Below are 16,549 nucleotides of genomic sequence, written 5' to 3' on the forward strand. Positions count from 1 at the left end.
GCATCGCTGCCAATCCCGGCCGCACAATGTTGTGAGCACCATAGAATTGGGAATGAGGATTTAGGATCGTCTGGCGTCGCTTACTCCAGCAGTTCGTCCAGCCCGATCAGCGCGTATGTGAGATCCCCCATGTCGCGCGCAATGCGGGCGCGAACATCTGGCGCAAGCCGAGAACTGTCAAACTCCCCGACGAAATCCAGATCCCCGAAGGTTGCGTTAGGTTCGACCGCTGCCTTCGCGAGCAGATAGCGATCGCGGCACCGGAATACCTCAGTTTCATGTTGGTCGAGCCTCATTCTCGTTCGAGACGGGTAATCGTGCCGTCTGCCGTGGGCTCGAAGCGAACGCGATCCGCCGGCTTGAGGGACCGAAGATCGATCCCCGGAGCCTTGAACGTCATGGTCATGGCCGGCCATCGCAGCGCCGCGACCGGGCCATGTGCGATGGTGATCCGACCACCTTGCGCATCAACGGATTCGACAACCCCTTCGGCCGAGGCACTGGTTCTGGCCGAGGAAGATCCCGTGGAAGACGCGGATGACGATGGAGAACGGCCGGTCACTTGCGGAGTCGATTCCGGTGATCGCGTACACGCAGAAAGCAGCACGATTGCGAGCAACAACCTGAGTTTTCTCACGGCAGTCTCCTGGTAGCTGTGGATGGGGTTCGAGCAAGTTCGCGCCTTCGAAGCAGAAGAAAGGCAGCAGGAATCACCAGCATCGAGAGCAGGGGCGCGCTGAGCATCCCGCCGACCATGGGCGCCGCGATGCGTTGCATGACTTCGGAGCCGGCGCCTCCACCGAGCAAGATCGGAAGCAAGCCGGCCAGGATCACGGCGACGGTCATCGCCTTGGGTCGCACCCGTTGCACAGCGCCCTCTCGGATTGCTTCTTCGAGTTCGACCGCTCCGGCGTTAGCGTTTTCCGCCAGTTGCTTTTCCCAAGCGTGGCGCAAGTACAGCAGCATGATGATGCCGAATTCCGCTGCAACACCGGCCAATGCAATGAAGCCGATCAGGGTCGCAACTGATACTGCGTGGCCCAAGACCCATATCAGCCAGAGTCCACCAATGAGGGCCAACGGCAGGCTCAGCATGATGATTGCGGCGTCGGAGGCGCGCCGGAATACGAAATAGATCAGGCCAAAAATAATTACCAACGTCGCCGGCACAACGATGCGCAGCCGCTCGCTAGCGCGCTTCCAGTATTCGTACTGCCCGGACCAATCGACGGAATATCCCGCCGGCATCGGGACTTGATCGGCGACAGTGCGCTGCAAGTCCGCCACCACGGATCCCAGGTCGCGGCCGGCCACGTCGATGTAGATGTAGTTCGTGAGCCTCGCGTTATCGCTTCGCAGCATCGGCGGCCCTTCGGACACCCTTAACTCGGCGACCTGGCCGAGCGTGAGCTGTACCCCACCGGGGGCAATTAGGGGCATTTGCCCGAGGGCCGCAGTCGAGTCGCGCAGGCTCCTCGGATAGCGGACGACGACGGGATAGCGTTCGCGTCCCTGGATGGTCTCGGAAATGGGTTCACCGCCGACCACCGTGGCGATCAGGCGCTGCACCTCCGCTTGGCTCACCCCATACCGTGCTGCCACGTCCGGCTTGACCTGGACGTCAAGGTACCGGCCGCCGGTAATGCGTTCGGCCAAGGCCGAATTCACGCCGGGCACAGTGCGCGCGAGCTGCTCGATGCGATCGCTGAGCATGGCCAGCACGGCGGCATCCTGTCCTGACACCTTGATGCCGATCGGGCCTTTGATGCCCGTTGCCAGCATGTCGATACGGTTGCGGATCGGCGGCACGAACAGATTCGTCAGGCCCGGCACGTTCACCGCACGATCCAGTTCCTCGCGCAGCTTCTCCGGTGTCATGCCGGGTCGCCACTGGCTTCGAGGCTTGAAGGTGATCGTCGTTTCGAACATCTCCAGCGGCGCCGGGTCGGTCGCGGTTTCCGCACGTCCCGCCTTGCCGAACACATGGTCCACCTCGGGGACGGTCTTGAGCATGCGATCGGTCTGCTGCAACAGCTGCGAGACCTTGCCCGCCGACAACCCCGGCAGCGCGCTGGGCATATACAGCAGCGTGCCCTCCTCCAATGGCGGCATAAACTCGCTGCCCAGCCGTAGCAGGGGTACCAGGCTGAGCAGCAGCATCACGCCGGCAAGCACCAGCGTCAGCTTCGGAAAGCGCAGCACCGCATCCAGCACGGGTCGATACACCGCGATCAAGGCGCGATTGAGCGGATTGTCCTGTTCGGATCGGATGCGGCCGCGGATCAGGTAGCCCATCAACACCGGAATCAAGGTGATCGAAAGGCCCGCTGCCGCTGCCATGGCATAGGTCTTGGTGAAGGCCAGCGGCGCGAACAGGCGGCCCTCCTGTGCCTGCAATGCGAACACCGGGACAAACGACAGCGTGATCACCAACAGGCTGACGAACAGGGCTGGGCCGACTTCGCTGGCCGACAACGCCATCAACTCCCAGCGTTCGTCTCCCTCGGGTTCGCGCTGCTTTTCATCCCGGAAATGTTCGAGATGCTTGTGCGCATTTTCGATCATCACCACCGCAGCATCGACCATCGCACCGATCGCAATGGCAATGCCACCCAGCGACAGCAGGTTGGCGGTGATGCCTTGGTAGTGCATCACAACGAACGCCGCGAGCACGCCCAGCGGCAGGGTGATGACGGCAACAAGCGAAGAGCGCAAATGCCACAGGAACAGCGCACACACCAACGCGACGACGAGGAACTCCTCGCCCAGCTTGCGGGTGAGGTTATGCACAGCGTTGAGGATCAGCTCCGAGCGGTCGTAGGTCGGCACGATCTCGACGCCGGCCGGCAAGCTGCGTCTTAAGGTTGCAAGCTTCGCCTTCACTGCTTCGATCGTCGCCAATGCGTTCTTGCCCGATCGCAGGATGATCACGCCGCCCGCGACTTCCCCTTCCCCATCAAGTTCGGTGATGCCACGCCGCAGTATGGGTCCGCGCTGCACGATCGCCACATCCCGCAGCAACGCCGGGACGCCATTGACGTTGGTCGCCACTGGCACCTGTTCAAAGTCAGCACGGCTGCGCAGATAGCCCTCGCTGCGCACGATGAGCTCGGCCTCGCCTTGTTCGATCACCGATCCGCCGGTGGCGCCGTTTGCCGAATTGATGGCGTCGACTAGCTGATCGATGGTGATCCCCCGGGCAGCCAGCGCTTGTGGATCCGGGATCACTTGCCATGCTTGGACCATGCCGCCAACGCTGGCGACTTCGGCGACGTCGGGTACCGTCTTAAGGTCATATCGCAGGAACCAGTCCTGCAGGGCGCGCAGTTGCCCAAGGTCGTGGCGACCGCTGCGATCGACGAGCGCGTACTCGTAGATCCAGCCCACACCCGTCGCATCAGGGCCAATCGCCGGATTGACCTGCGCCGGCAAGCGATCCCGCGCCTGGCTCAAATACTCGAGCACGCGCGAGCGTGCCCAGTACAGGTCGGTCTTGTCGTCGAACAGCACGTAGACGAACGAATCGCCGAAAAAAGAGAAGCCGCGCACGGCCTTTACTCCGGGCACCGACAACATCGTCGTCGTCAGCGGATACGTGACTTGGTCTTCCACGACCCGCGGCGGCTGTCCGGGCCATTCGGTGCGGATGATGACCTGTGTGTCGGACAGGTCCGGCAACGCGTCGAGCGGCGTGCGGACGACCGACCAGATGCCGGCGATCGCAAGCGCCATGGCGGCGAGCAGCACTAGTACTCGGTTTTCGATTGAGGCGCGGATGAGGCGGGCGATCACGGCTGTCGCTCCGATGCTGGGAGGACATCACGGATCGTGCAGTCCGGGCTCGCCTCGGGCGCAAACTTGGGCACCAGTTGCATGTCCATGAAAGGAGACTTGCCGGGTTTTTTGAAGTGCTTATCCGGCACCATCGGGTCGAACCAATAGAGAACGCGACATTGCACCTTCGGTCGCGCGCCGACCGACGACTTCTTTTCAGAACGTGTCGCCGGTTTCGGCGGCGCGGGCGACTGCGGCGCGGTCATGTTTGGCATGCCGGGCATTACATCCCTCGGCAAATCGCTTTCATCCGGATTGAGTTCCTGGGCCTTGTCCGCATTGAGGCGCTCCAGCGCGCCGGAGAGATTCGCTTCCGAATCAATCAGAAACTGTCCCGAGACAACGACCCGCTCACCGCCCTGCAGGCCCGCCAAGATTTCGGTCATGCCATTGCTGCTGCGTCCGGTTTGCACAGCCACCGGGTGGAACGAGTCATCAGCGCCGAGCACGATCACTCGCGCCTGCGTTCCGGCTCCGATCAGCGCTTCGGTCGGCAGCACCGGATGTTCGACGCCAGCAGTGGGTCGCAAGGCAACCTGCGCGAACATGCCGGGTGCAAGCGCGCCATTCGGGTTGCCCAGCACGATGCGCGCCCGCTGCGTGCGACTGCTCGTGTCGATCTGCGGCAACATGACTTCCACGCGACCGCGGAACGTTTGGCCAGGGAATGCGTCGACGGCCGCCTCGACCGGCGTCCCCGCCGCGACGTCTGCGAGTCCCGCCTGCGGAATCGCGGCTTCGAGCCAGACCGTCCGCGTTCCGTTGATGCGGAACAACAGCGTCCCCGCTGGCGCCGACTGCCCTTCGCGCACGCCGATTTCACTGACGACCCCCGTTACGGGCGACGTCAATGTGAGTTGTCCACGCGGGCCCGCGCCACTGCCTGCGGGCACTCCCAAAGCACGCAACCGCGCGTGTGCCGCCGATTGCAATTCTCTCCCCGTGGTCGAGTGCGAACCGCCTAGGGCCTGTGCCTCAGCGATCGCCGTATTCCAGCTCGGCGCGATAATGCTGGCCAAGGGTTGCCCTGCTCGCACCGGCTCGAACGGTGCACGGATGTGCAAGCGCTCGACGATCGTGTCGACACGCGCACTGACTACGCGCTCCTGGCGCAAATCCCAACCGATGGTCCCCGGCACCCGGAGGTCCGCGTCCAGCTGGCTACGCTTCACCACAGTCGTACGGATGCCGAGGTTTTGACGCACATTGGGCGCGATCGAAATGCCGCCCGCCACTGCTTCATCCGCATACTTCGGCACCATCTGCATGTCCATGAAAGGCGACTTGCCCGGTTTGTCGAAGTGCTGATCCGGCACCATCGGGTCGTACCAATAGAGGACCTTGCGTTCGCCGGATTGTGAGGTTGCCGTGCCGGCGGCAGGACCGCGCCCTTGGGAGCGTCCCCACCAATAACCGGCGCCGGCAGCGCCCATCAGCGCGAGGGACACGGCGGCGATCACGACGGCGCGATGGGTGATCTTCATGGCTGCGTCTCCGCGGGAAGAAGAAACGCCAATGCGGCCCAGGCACGTCCGAGCTCACCGAGGTGTTCGGCGTGCGCAAGATGCACATCGAGTTCGTCGCGTCGCGCGTTGAGCCATGGCTGCAAATCGCCGCCCGCACGGTAGGCGGCAAACGTCGTCGCGCTGCGATCCTGCGCGAGTGGCAGCAATGCATCCTCGTGCAAAGCAACCTGGCGCTTGAGTCCTTCCCACCGGGCCAGGTCGGCACGAATCCGCGCCGCTTCCTGACGCCGCAGATCTTCCCGGCTGGCGAGTGCGGCTTGGTAATCGGCCTCGCGTGCGGCGATGCCGCGATCCTGTCGATTGCGTGAGAACAGCGGCAGGCCAATTCCGACCTCCAGCATGATCATGTCGCTACGCCCACCGGAACGCTGGCCGTACGAGGCGCCAACGCTCCAGTCCGACCGCTTCTCGGCGCGCGCGACATCGATGGCGGCTGCAGCGGTCTCGACCTGCGCCGTCGCGGACAGCAATGGACCGACTTGGTCCACCGCTGCCAGCAAATTGGCTTCCGGCATCGGCAACGCATTGAAATCGGGCGCCGCTTCGCTCGCATCGACTGCGGCATCGCCTACCCAGCGCGCAAGGCTTGCTTGCGCGACTCGCTTGTCCGCCTGTGCGGCTTCGATGCGGTTGTCGAGTTCCAGCAATGCCGCCTCGGTGGCGAGCGCGTCGCTCACCGATTCGCCGCCGCCTGCCACACGCGCCTTGGACAGCTTCACCGCCAACGCAGCTTGATCCCGCAGTGTTTGCAGCGCCGCCAATTCACGCTGTGCCGTCCACACCGCGATCCAGGCCTCGGCGGTGGCACGCCGCACAGCCAGGATTTCGGCGTCCGCCTTCGCTTGGGCCCCTTCGGTCTCCCGATCCGCAAATGATCGGCGTGCGTCGCGTTTCGCACGCGACGGAATCTGCTGCCACAGACCAATCTTTTTCATGGTCATGTCGTCGACGCTCGCATCGAACGCATCGCTGCCGGTCACCGGCAGATTGTCGATGCCGACGGTCAGCGTGGGGTCGGGTAGAGCGCCGGCGCGGGCGGCCTCTTCCTGGGCGGCAGCTACCCCGTAGCGACGGGCGTCGAGCGCGGGCGCGCGCGCAGCCGCCAGCCGGAGAGCCTCTGCCAACGAAACACCATCGGCGGCGACCGCAGTCGCGAATGGCGCGGCCAGAATGGCCGCGCACAAGAACCCAGCGAGGAGCGCGCGCGCAGGCACGCGACGTGCGCTGCAACGAACAAATCGGGTGTTCATGGAACCTCCAAAACGGACATGGCGACGCGCGCGGCGTTACAGCGCCGGCGCGGATTTGCTACGTCGTTTGGGGGTCTAGATCAGAAGGCTGCAGAAACGCAGCCGCGGGGGCGGATCCGATCTGGAGATTGGCACGTCGGCCTGAACGGCGACCTGTACGGTGGAATGCAAGACAACAGGGATCGCCGTGGACGCTGGCAGCGCCAGCGACGGCACCGACAGTTTGACGAGATCAGCGGCGACGGAGTGTTCCGGATTGCAGTGCTTCTCGCACAAGGCCGGGTTGTCCCGGGCCTGTTCCATTCCCATCTCGGCGCAATGCTCTGCCATCCCCGTCATCTCGGCGGGCATCTGCTCAAGGGGGCATAAATACGCCGCCAGCGCGGCCTGCTGGAACAGCAGGCAGAAGACTGCCAACAGGGCAATCCGAAGGCGGTGGCGGGCGCGCCGGGTCATGGGCGGATAATACTCCGGCTTGGACGTTGGCGGGCCCCTTGGCCCACCCTGTCTCATGGGTCACTTTCGCCTTCCAATCGGTCGCATGCCGCCCCCTGGGGGCGGCCGGAGCGGAACTGCATCGGCGTCAGGATGGCAAATTCCGAAGCCTCGATCTGCGTCAGTAGGTTGCGGGCGAGTACGTCGTCAAACGCCTCCAGCGACACAAAGCCTAGGTAATCGAGCACCGCAAGGCGCTCGGCAGAAAGCACGCTTGAAGCAGGCGACAGCAGATAGTCGCCTGAGGGACAGCGGTAGATGTTGAGTGTGGTCATGGCGGACCCGGAGTCAGGCGTGCAGATGGCCCTCGTCACAGGGCGTACGCTCGACTTGCAAGGTCGCGTGCCCGTTTCCGATTTCCTTCACTAATGGTCTTGGTTCGAATCGATAGTCCTAGTCATTGGGCATCTTCGTTTCGCCGCGGCTGGCGAGTTATCGAGGTGATCGTCGCTTGCATGCCCACCGACGTGAACTCGAACGTAACGTTATCGCCAGGCCGAAGCGAATCAGTATCTATGCTTCCAGTCCGAAATGTTCTCGTCGTTGCCGACCACTTCAGCGACTCCACCGGCCCGTGAGCAATGGTGATTCGACCACCACGCGAGTCAACTGTCTTGACCACCCCGACCGCTGATGCGCTAGTGAAATGGCTGATGGCGTGCGGAGGTAATGATGGAGAATGACTGATAGCATGCGGCGTCGACTCCGGGGCTCGAGTGCATGCGGACAACAGCAAGAGTGCGATAAAACGTTGGAGTGTCTTCATGGCGAAGTCGCCCCGATGTCAGGTGTGCGCATGGGCCTCATCACACGGCGTACGTTCGACTTGCAAAGTCGCGTGCCCGATTCCAAATTTCTCTTCAAGCGCTGCCGCGAGCGCTACCCGGACCTCTTCTGGATCGCTCGTGGCGTCGCCAAGCACGATATGGGCCGTCAGCACAGGTTCCCGCGAGCCCAACGACCATGCGTGCAAATCATGAACCTCGATGACACCAGGATGCGATGTGAGGAGTGCACGCACCTGCTCCAGCTGAAGACCTGCCGGAACACCCTGCATCAGAATCTGCATGGCAGCGCGGAGCAGCGTCCAAGTGCGCGGCAGGACCCAGAGACCGATGAGGACGGCGATGATGGGGTCGGCGACGGTCCAACCGGTGTATCTGATGACGAGTGCGCCGATCAGCACGCCGACTGATCCCAGCATGTCACTCCACACCTCGAGGTAGGCACCTTTGACGTTGAGGCTTGTGCCGCTGCCCGCTTTCAGGAGCCGCATAGAGATCAAATTGATGACCAGGCCGATGATCGCGATCACGAGCATACCGGTTGACGCAACACTGGGCGGATTGCGGAAACGACCGACTGCTTCCCACAGGATGTAGCCGGCCACAACGAAGAGCAGCCCACCGTTGATCATCGCGCCGATGGCCTCCAGACGCGCATAGCCGTACGTTCGCTGGGCATCCGGAGGTCTCCTGGCCAGCCTTACGGCGATCAGGGAGATCGCCAGCGCAATGACGTCAGTCATCATGTGCGCGGCATCCGACAGGAGCGCCAAGCTGTTCGTCAGCAATCCGCCGACAACCTCCGCCACTAGAAACGCGGACGTGAGACCGAACGCCCACCACAGGGGCTTCTCATGTTCGATCTCACTAAGGCCGTGATCGTGTCCCGCGCCCATATGCAATCTCCGGTCCGAAGTCAGGAAGCTGTGTCATCTTTCGCGTCTCGCCGAAACCACGCGGAGCGCAAAAAAGCAGGCAGTTGTTTGGCACGAAACACCAGCAATCCCGCCGCGAGCACGAGGTAGATCCACGCCATGGCGGTTAGCACGGCAATTTCTTTTTCAGGGATCGCTTGATAGGCGAACGCGAGTCCAAGTTGGATGAAGAAGAGAACCAGCAACGCCGCAGCGCCCCACAGGCCAAGGCGCCACCCCAGAAGCAAGGTCAAGGCAAACAGCGACTGGGCAGCGGTCAGAAAGAATTCCTCATGCTGTCGCGCGTCGAGCGGCAGCGACGTGAACTCGCCTGCACCAAGGCTCATGGCGATCGGCAGCATCCCCACCAGCAGAGTCCATTGATTGATCTTGTCGCTGATCATGGTGGTCAGGCCCGCCCTGGCGCGACCATCGACGACGAACAGGATAGCGATCGTGATCGCGGGAGCTTCGCTGGCCAGTGGCGCAAGCCACTGAATGAGCAAAAACTCATCGAGACCCAATCGGCGACCTGAGGCGACAAGAGACTCGGCGAACGGCTCGGCCGCCAACAGGATGACCCCAGCCGCGACGACGCTCATCACCGCCATCGTGGCCCAGCGCTTGAAAGGCGAAAGCTGGGCGATGATCGCGCCGGGTCCCGGCTCCTCGTCTTCCTCTTCTTCTTCATTCTCCGCGCGCGATGTGCGCCACAGGTAAAGGCAAAACAATGCGGCCAGCACGATGAAATCAACGATGCCGATCCGGTCCTTCAGCACGATGATGAAAGCGTACGCACTGGCGAGAGCCAGGAACGCGATCTCCACCGCGTTCGTGCTCTGTAACGCAATTCCACGTTGTCGCGATCGCCACCAGTGAAGACCCACAAGCAATGGCCACGCCAAGCCGATGAGCAAACGATTGGCGCCCGTCATGTTGGCCGCGGCATACGCAACGTAGCCAGAACCCGGATCTTGCCCGGCGCGATAGGCGAAATAGAAATCCACCGCGTATTCGGGCAAGACGGTGATCAACGCAACCACGGCCAAGACGAACCCGGTTGCAAGGTATTTCTCGGCCGCCTCGGCGCCCCATGAGAGCAGAAATCCCGCAGCCAGAATGGCCACGCCAAAGAGGAACATGTCGCCGACGGGGCCTAGACTGCGATCGCTCAAGCGTAGGAACATCGCCGGCAGGAGCGCCGCTACGGCCAGCGACACCGGAAGGGCGAACTCGCGCAAGGCATTGTGGAGACGTGCCATCAACCGCTCCTTCGAAGTTCGAAACGCGTCTTCGAGACGCACAGGAAGCGGTGGGGCAAGCCCACCGCTCCTGCTCTCCGACTAGCTGGCGTTGTCGATCGGAAGGGTTTGTTCGATTGGACTGACATAGATCCAACCAGCATCGGACCGGCCAGTCCGACCCACGCGACGGAAGATCTCCACCGCCCGAGCGACGTCGTCGTCTTCGCAGAACAACTCCATTTGCACTTCGCTGATCACCTGATCACCAAGAGCAACCGAGTACTCCTGTTCGCGCGCGCTCAACGCACGCAGCAACCCTTTCACGTCAAATAGCGCTAGCCGCTGAAATCCGGCCGCACCTAGCGCGTGAACAAGATCAGAAACACGATTTCGGTGCACGAATGCCTTGATCTGTTTCATTACACGGCCTCCTTCGGATTGGATCCGGCCGCCTTGCGTTCGGCGCGGGTTTCAAGCCATTCGTAAAGCACGGGGAGCAGCACGAGGGTTAGAAGTGTCGAGCTAATCAGACCGCCGACTACCACGGTCGCCAGCGGCCGCTGTGTTTCGGCACCCACGCCGGTCGAGAGCAGCATCGGCACCAAGCCCAGGATCGCGACACTCGCGGTCATCAGCACCGGTCGCAACCGCAATGCCGTGCCCTGCACTACCGCCTCGCGGACAGACAGACCCTTGTCGCGCAGCTCGTTGAGGAAGCTCACCAGCACAATGCCGTTAAGCATCGCCACACCGAACACGGCGATGAAGCCGATCGCCGACGGCACCGAAAGGTACTGGCCGGTAATGGCCAGTGCGATCAACCCGCCGATGGTCGCAAACGGTACGTTGGCGATGATCAGCGTCGCGTACTTGACCGAGTTGAAGGCGGTATACAACAACACGAAGATGAAGAAGATCGTGGCCGGCACGATCAGCGCCAGCTTTGCCAAAGCGCGTTGCTGATTCTCAAAGGCACCGCCCCACTCGATCCAGTAGCCGGCCGGCAACTGCACCTGCTGCTTGATCGCCGCGTTCGCGTCCTTTACGAATCCATCGACGTCGCGGCCGCGCACATCCATCTGGATCACTGCATAACGCTGCAACTGCTCGCGGCGAACGAACGAATAACCCTCGGCGACGCTGACCTCGGCCACTTCCGACAGCGGCACCAAGGCTCCGCTAGCAGTGCGCAACGGAATCTGTCGCAGTCGTTCGACCGAATCACGGGTGCCCTCGCTCAGCCGAACCGCAATGTCAAAGCGCTTGACTCCATCGAGTAGCACGCTGACTGGCTCGCCGCCCAACCCGTTGCGCACGATGGTCAGCACTTCTTCGGCATTCATACCGTGTCGGGCGAGCTCATCGCGGTTGACTTGGATCCGGATCTGCGGCTTGCCGACGTTCGCTTCCAACGATAGGTCCGCAACGCCCTGAACCTTGCCAAGGACCGTCTTGATTTCGCCGCTGAGCTTGTCGAGTTCCCCGAGATCCTCGCCGTACAACTTCAGCGCCAGCGTGGCGCGCACGCCCGAGATCAGTTCTTCGACGCGCATCTGGATTGGCTGCGTGTAACCGGGTACGACATTGGGCACGACCTTTTCCAGCGTCTCCTGCATGGCCACTTCCAGCTCCTTGATGTCGCGTCCGCTGGTCCACTCGTCCTCGGGCTTCAGAGCCGTGTAGATCTCCATGTAGTTGACATCGGCAGTCTCGCCCTTTTCGGCGCGACCGATCATGGCAAGCGTCGTCTCAACTTCGGGGAATTGCTTGAACGCAGCCGAGATTGCGTTGCTGGTGCGGATCGACTCATTGAGCGAGGTCGACGGAATGCCCGTCACTCGCCACATGATCGAGCCCTCCTGCAGTTGCGGCATAAATTCCTTGCCCAGGAACGGGAATAGCGCAAGGCTCGCGACCAACGCCACAACGGCACTGATCACCACCGCTCGCTTTTTTGCCAACGCCTTGTCGAGCAACGGCCGATACATACGCTTGATCCGCGCCACCAGCCAGGTGTCGCGTTCCGGCTTCGGCTTGAGAATCATGGAGGCCAGCACCGGGATCAGGGTCAGGCTCAAGACGAGTGAACCCGCCATTGCAAACGCAATGTTGAAGGCCATGGGCTTGAACATCTTGCCTTCCAGACCCTCGAGCGCAAACAACGGCAAAAACACCACGATGATGATGATGATCGCGAAGGCGATCGGATTGGCGATTTCCTTGGCCGCGGCCAATACCGCCGACGTCTTGTCGACTTTCTCGCCGTGCTCCAAGCGCTCGGCCATGATCCGGAACGCGTTCTCCACCATCACCACGGCGCCATCGACCATCATGCCGATACCAATGGCGAGACCGGCAAGCGACATCAGGTTTGCCGACAGCCCCGCTTGGCCCATGCCGATGAAGGCGATCAGCATGGCCAGCGGCAACGTAACGATGACCACGAGCGCCGAACGCACCTCACCAAGGAACAGGAACAGAATGATCGCCACGAGGATCGAGCCCTCGATCAGGGCGCGTACCGCGGTTTCCACCGCCTTGTTGACCAAGTCGGTGCGCTCGTAGATCGGCTTGAGGACCATGGTCTTGGGCAACGCGTCGCGCACGACGTCGAGCTTGCCCTTGACGCTTTCGACGACGTTCTTTGCGTTCTCGCCAATGCGTGCCAACGCCATGCCGAGTACGACCTCCTGCCCGTCACGCGTGACCGCACCGAAACGCGGAGCAGGTGCTTCCGTTACGTTCGCCACATCACGCAGGTACACCGGCACTCCGTGCTCGGCCTTCAGGACGATGCCGCCAATATCCGCGCTGGACTTCAGCAGCCCAAGTCCGCGCACGAGGAACTGCTCGCGCCCCACATCCATGACGTTGCCGCCGACTTGACCGTTATTGGCCGGGATCGCATTGATCACGTCGCCAAACCCCAAGCCGCGGGCATACAGGCGCTGCGGATCGATCTGCACCTGATATTCGCGTTCGCCACCGCCCCAGGACGTTACGTCATCCACACCGGGCGCTGTACGCAGAATCAGGCGTACGGTCCATTCCTGCCAGGTGCGCAGGTCCATGTCCGTCACTTGGTCCTTGGTAACCCCGGGGGCGCGTTCGACCGTGTACCAGAACACTTGGCCAAGACCCGAGGTGTTCGGCCCCATGCTGGGCTTGCCATAGCCTTCGGGCAAGCGGTCGCCAATCTCCTGCAATCGCTCGTTGACCAGCTGGCGCGCGAAGTAGATGTCCATGTCGTCTTCGAAGTACACGGCGACATACGACAACCCAAACAGGCTGACCGAGCGAATTTCCTGCACTTTCGGCAAACCGGCCAACGCCGACTCCACGGGCGTGGTTAGCAACTGCTCCACGTCTTCCGCCGCAAGGCCAGGAGATTCGGTGTAAATGTTGACTTGCGCCGGCGTGACATCCGGGAAGGCATCGATCGGCACGCTGCGCACTGCGCTGAAGCCCAGAAAGGCTACGACCGCGAAGATGATCAGCACCAGGAACTTGTAGCGCAGGGAGAGTTCGACCAAGCGATTCAGCATGGCGCACCTCCCAACAACGGGAGAAGGGAATTAGTGACCATGCCCTTCTCCCAGCTGCGCCTTGAGGATCTGCGACTTGACCGCGAACGCGCCAGCCACAACGACAGAGTCGCCCGCCTTCAGGCCTTCGCGGATGACCGTGCGATCACCGATCACTTCCCCGGTACGCACCGGCACCGGCTCCAGCGCGCCTTCGGCGTTGCGGCGGAACACAACGGTCTCGCCTTCCAGCTGCACCAGCGCGTCGGTAGGAATGGCAAGCTGCGTGGCGGCCTTGTTGTCGGAGTTGGCCCCCGAGGCGGCTTCGAAATACACCTCGACAAAATCGCCACCGTGCAGGCGGTCACCCTTGTTCGGTACTTCCAGCCGGACGCTGGCCGTCCGCGTCGCGTCAGACGTGCGGTGGGCGCTGCGCAACACCTTGCCCGAGATGCGTTCGCCCTGGACGACGATGGTCGCGGAGCTGCCCGGTTCGATGCGCGAGACCGTGCCGGACGGCAGCTTGGCATCGACCCATACAACGGACTCATCGACAAGGCGGAATAGCGGCTTTCCCGGCTCAATGCGCTCGCCTACGACGAACTCGTCTTCGGTAATGCGCCCGGCGTGCGGTGCGGTCAGTGTGAATTGCCCGTTGACACCGCCGCTGGCGGTGCCCGGCAGGCCGTAAGCCTGTGCCTTGGCGCGCGCGCGATCCACCGCCACCTTGGCTTCGTTGATACGACGCCCGGCCACGGCTTCGCGACCCAATGCGGAAACGCGCCGCCATTCCTGTTCGGCGATGCGCAGTTCGGCTTGCGCATCGGACACCTCGACACTCGCGAGCGTAGCGAGCGGTGCCCCCGCGCGGACTTCGTCTCCGAGCTTGGCATGACGGCGAACAACAAGAGCCTCGACCTGCGGGGTGATCAACGTGGTGCCATAGGCACTATCGACCACTTCACCCGGAGCACGCAGTTCCTCGCTGAGGGAGGACGGTTGCAATGTCTGCAGACGGATGCCGGCGGCCTTCATGGACGCCTCATCCATCTTGACGGGACCTGCGGCCTCTTCTTCGCCGCCTTCGGCGTGATCTGCTTCGCCTTCGGCATGTTCCGCTTCAGCGGTGGGCTTGGCCGCATCGGCGTCAGTGGATTTGGAACACGACGCCAGCACGAGCAGCAACGAGGCAGCCAGCGGCAGGGTCAACAAGCGGATGCGATCCATCGAAATCTCTCTCATGGGGTGCCCTCCAGCCCGGCCCAGCGTTCGAGCTGACCGGTGGCGGCGAGGTAGTCGGCATAGCTGCGCCACAGGCGCGCTTCGAGTTCGGCGCCCGCGAGCGCCGTATCTAGGGTTTGCTTCAACTGCAGAAGGTAGTCCGCGGTGGACAGTTCTCCCTCTCGCCACAGGCGCTCCAGTAACGCGGCGCGGCGCTCGACATCGGTGCCCCGACTGGCCTGCCAGCGTGACCAGGCCGCTTGCGCAGCGGCATAGCTTTCAACGGCGCGCTGCCGGTCGACGGTGAGTTCCAGTTCGATCCGCTTCGCGTCCGCGGCGGCGACATCGGCATCGGCCTGCGCGGCGACGACCTCCGCCCGGTAGGAGTTCCTGACGAACAATGGGATCGTGACCGACACGCCCACAACGTTGTCCTGGAGTTCACCGTAGTCGACGCGTCCGCCGTACACACCGACGGTGGGATCGGCAATCCGGTTGCGGCGAGCTACCGTGACGTCACGTTCGGCTGCCAATGCAGCCGCCTGCGCGGCCTGCCAATCCGGCAGCTGCTCCACGCCCGTCAGCGGTGTGCTCGGTGCCGGCAGCGTGTCGGTGGGCAAAGAGATCGCGGCAAGCGATTCAGGGCGGCCGCCGACGGCTCGAAAGCGCGCTTCGGCATCTGCACGATCGGCGATCAGCTGCGACTGATCCGCTTGCGCCTCGTCGCGCGCCAGCTGTGCCAAATCGCGTTCGAGTCCGGAGATGTCGTCGGCGGCGAATTGCTTGTCGGCCAACTCGGCGAAGCGCGTTACCAGTGTCAAACGTCTTTCGCCCGTTCGCACGCGTTGCTGCGCTGTTTGCAAGTCCGCCCAACTCGCGAACCATTGACGGGCGAAATCGCGTCGGCGCAGCTTGGCTTCGGCTGTGACCTGATCGGCACGCGCGGCAGCGGCGTCGCGACGCACGCGGCGTTTGCCGCTCAAATCCAGCGTGAGGTTGATCCCGGCGGTCCGGGTGCGGTCAACCCCTTCATCCTCGCCTTCCAGATCGAGTTCTGGGTTGTAGAGCGGCTGACCCGCCGCATCCAAGCGCGCTTGCGCGGCGGCGAGCTGCGCCTCGGTGGCGCGATAGCTTGGATGTTGTTGCCAGGCCGACTTCACGGCCTCGCGAATCGGGGCAGGCGCCCGGGCTGCCGGCAACTCCGCGGCAGACAACGAACCTGCGAGCAAGCATGCCGCGAGTAATGCGGCCGCCAGCGGCCGAACGCGGCATGCGCGCGGCGCGGAAACAAGGTGCATTGAAAAATCCTCTGAATGATGGTGCCTCCAGCGCGATAGGCCAGAGGGAACTTATGCACATCACTCAGACAATCGGTGGCTTCAACTCACTGCGCAGCGCTGCGTTCGGCGGCGTTTGCAGCGTGAGGCCCGGCGGACATTCTCGGGGGGCACCAAACGTGGCGTCGGCGTCCGTGAGGACTGCTGCCGCATGATGACAACTACAGTGCTGACAAGTGGCTGCGTGCGAGGCCGCAGTTGCGGGCACGCTCTCGTCCGTAATTGGTGGCGCTGCCTTGGCCACCGCGTCCTGCGAACTCGCGGTACCCAGTCCCAACTCGGCGAAGTCATGACTGACGCACGCGCTGGCCGCGCCAATCTTCAGCACCATCAACACGAGCACGAGCAGAGCCAACCGCGCCGAACCACGCAGGCGGGCGAGCAGGGTCGGGGCGGAAGCGGCGTGCATCCTCCCAGCA

General features: G+C 62.9%; 15 protein-coding genes. All 15 read right to left on the minus strand.

Annotation, left to right across the window (positions count from 1 at the left end; translation table 11 throughout):
• Positions 1-80: 80 nt before the first annotated feature.
• Entirely contained in the window at positions 81-296 is a 216-nt protein-coding gene (locus LF41_RS14335; protein WP_036171166.1) for a hypothetical protein, read from the minus strand.
• Positions 293-637, minus strand: a complete 345-nt coding sequence (locus tag LF41_RS16530; RefSeq protein WP_338037859.1) for a copper-binding protein — start codon at positions 635-637, stop codon at positions 293-295. The genes LF41_RS14335 and LF41_RS16530 overlap by 4 nt, the downstream gene beginning before the upstream one ends.
• A complete protein-coding gene (locus LF41_RS14340; RefSeq protein ID WP_036171169.1) occupies positions 634-3,792 on the minus strand; it encodes an efflux RND transporter permease subunit in 3,159 nt (1,052 codons plus the stop codon). The genes LF41_RS16530 and LF41_RS14340 overlap by 4 nt, the downstream gene beginning before the upstream one ends.
• Complete coding sequence (locus LF41_RS14345) at positions 3,789-5,318, minus strand: efflux RND transporter periplasmic adaptor subunit (RefSeq protein ID WP_036171172.1); 1,530 nt, start codon at positions 5,316-5,318, stop codon at positions 3,789-3,791. Before LF41_RS14345 ends, LF41_RS14340 begins: the two co-directional genes overlap by 4 nt.
• Positions 5,315-6,610, minus strand: coding sequence for a TolC family protein (locus LF41_RS14350; RefSeq protein ID WP_084073682.1), 1,296 nt, complete (start codon positions 6,608-6,610; stop codon positions 5,315-5,317). The genes LF41_RS14345 and LF41_RS14350 overlap by 4 nt, the downstream gene beginning before the upstream one ends.
• 75 nt (positions 6,611-6,685) lie before the next feature.
• Entirely contained in the window at positions 6,686-7,066 is a 381-nt protein-coding gene (locus LF41_RS14355; RefSeq protein ID WP_036171175.1) for a hypothetical protein, read from the minus strand.
• Between the two features lie 53 nt (positions 7,067-7,119).
• On the minus strand, positions 7,120-7,380 hold the full coding sequence (locus LF41_RS14360) for a hypothetical protein (RefSeq protein ID WP_152600035.1): 261 nt from the start codon (positions 7,378-7,380) through the stop codon (positions 7,120-7,122).
• 122 nt (positions 7,381-7,502) lie between these two features.
• Positions 7,503-7,871 (minus strand): copper-binding protein, encoded by a 369-nt coding sequence (locus LF41_RS17395; protein WP_084073683.1) that lies wholly within the window; start codon positions 7,869-7,871, stop codon positions 7,503-7,505.
• An 18-nt stretch (positions 7,872-7,889) separates the two neighbouring features.
• Positions 7,890-8,786, minus strand: a complete 897-nt coding sequence (locus LF41_RS14365) for a cation diffusion facilitator family transporter (protein WP_036171179.1) — start codon at positions 8,784-8,786, stop codon at positions 7,890-7,892.
• A 20-nt stretch (positions 8,787-8,806) separates the two neighbouring features.
• Complete coding sequence (locus tag LF41_RS14370; protein WP_052116479.1) at positions 8,807-10,066, minus strand: sodium:proton exchanger; 1,260 nt, start codon at positions 10,064-10,066, stop codon at positions 8,807-8,809.
• 81 nt (positions 10,067-10,147) lie between these two features.
• Positions 10,148-10,468 (minus strand): P-II family nitrogen regulator, encoded by a 321-nt coding sequence (locus LF41_RS14375; RefSeq protein ID WP_036171182.1) that lies wholly within the window; start codon positions 10,466-10,468, stop codon positions 10,148-10,150.
• A complete protein-coding gene (locus tag LF41_RS14380) occupies positions 10,468-13,593 on the minus strand; it encodes an efflux RND transporter permease subunit (RefSeq protein ID WP_036171185.1) in 3,126 nt (1,041 codons plus the stop codon). The genes LF41_RS14375 and LF41_RS14380 overlap by 1 nt, the downstream gene beginning before the upstream one ends.
• A 30-nt stretch (positions 13,594-13,623) precedes the next feature.
• Positions 13,624-14,799 (minus strand): efflux RND transporter periplasmic adaptor subunit, encoded by a 1,176-nt coding sequence (locus LF41_RS14385; RefSeq protein ID WP_052116480.1) that lies wholly within the window; start codon positions 14,797-14,799, stop codon positions 13,624-13,626.
• An 11-nt stretch (positions 14,800-14,810) separates the two neighbouring features.
• Complete coding sequence (locus LF41_RS14390; RefSeq protein WP_084073686.1) at positions 14,811-16,091, minus strand: TolC family protein; 1,281 nt, start codon at positions 16,089-16,091, stop codon at positions 14,811-14,813.
• Between the two features lie 64 nt (positions 16,092-16,155).
• Positions 16,156-16,539, minus strand: a complete 384-nt coding sequence (locus LF41_RS14395) for a hypothetical protein (protein WP_036171191.1) — start codon at positions 16,537-16,539, stop codon at positions 16,156-16,158.
• Positions 16,540-16,549: the final 10 nt, after the last annotated feature.

The sequence above is a fragment of the Lysobacter dokdonensis DS-58 genome, assembly GCF_000770795.1.
In the GTDB taxonomy this organism is placed as follows: Bacteria; Pseudomonadota; Gammaproteobacteria; order Xanthomonadales; family Xanthomonadaceae; genus Noviluteimonas; species Noviluteimonas dokdonensis.

Coding starts and splice junctions, on each gene's coding strand:
- LF41_RS14335 (WP_036171166.1), bottom strand. CDS start 296: ATGAGGCTCGACCAACATGAAACTGAGGTATTCCGGTGCCGCGATCGC.
- LF41_RS14345 (WP_036171172.1), bottom strand. CDS start 5,318: ATGAAGATCACCCATCGCGCCGTCGTGATCGCCGCCGTGTCCCTCGCG.
- LF41_RS14350 (WP_084073682.1), bottom strand. CDS start 6,610: ATGAACACCCGATTTGTTCGTTGCAGCGCACGTCGCGTGCCTGCGCGC.
- LF41_RS14355 (WP_036171175.1), bottom strand. CDS start 7,066: ATGACCCGGCGCGCCCGCCACCGCCTTCGGATTGCCCTGTTGGCAGTC.
- LF41_RS14360 (WP_152600035.1), bottom strand. CDS start 7,380: ATGACCACACTCAACATCTACCGCTGTCCCTCAGGCGACTATCTGCTG.
- LF41_RS17395 (WP_084073683.1), bottom strand. CDS start 7,871: ATGAAGACACTCCAACGTTTTATCGCACTCTTGCTGTTGTCCGCATGC.
- LF41_RS14365 (WP_036171179.1), bottom strand. CDS start 8,786: ATGGGCGCGGGACACGATCACGGCCTTAGTGAGATCGAACATGAGAAG.
- LF41_RS14370 (WP_052116479.1), bottom strand. CDS start 10,066: ATGGCACGTCTCCACAATGCCTTGCGCGAGTTCGCCCTTCCGGTGTCG.
- LF41_RS14375 (WP_036171182.1), bottom strand. CDS start 10,468: ATGAAACAGATCAAGGCATTCGTGCACCGAAATCGTGTTTCTGATCTT.
- LF41_RS14380 (WP_036171185.1), bottom strand. CDS start 13,593: ATGCTGAATCGCTTGGTCGAACTCTCCCTGCGCTACAAGTTCCTGGTG.
- LF41_RS14385 (WP_052116480.1), bottom strand. CDS start 14,799: ATGGATCGCATCCGCTTGTTGACCCTGCCGCTGGCTGCCTCGTTGCTG.
- LF41_RS14390 (WP_084073686.1), bottom strand. CDS start 16,091: ATGCACCTTGTTTCCGCGCCGCGCGCATGCCGCGTTCGGCCGCTGGCG.
- LF41_RS14395 (WP_036171191.1), bottom strand. CDS start 16,539: ATGCACGCCGCTTCCGCCCCGACCCTGCTCGCCCGCCTGCGTGGTTCG.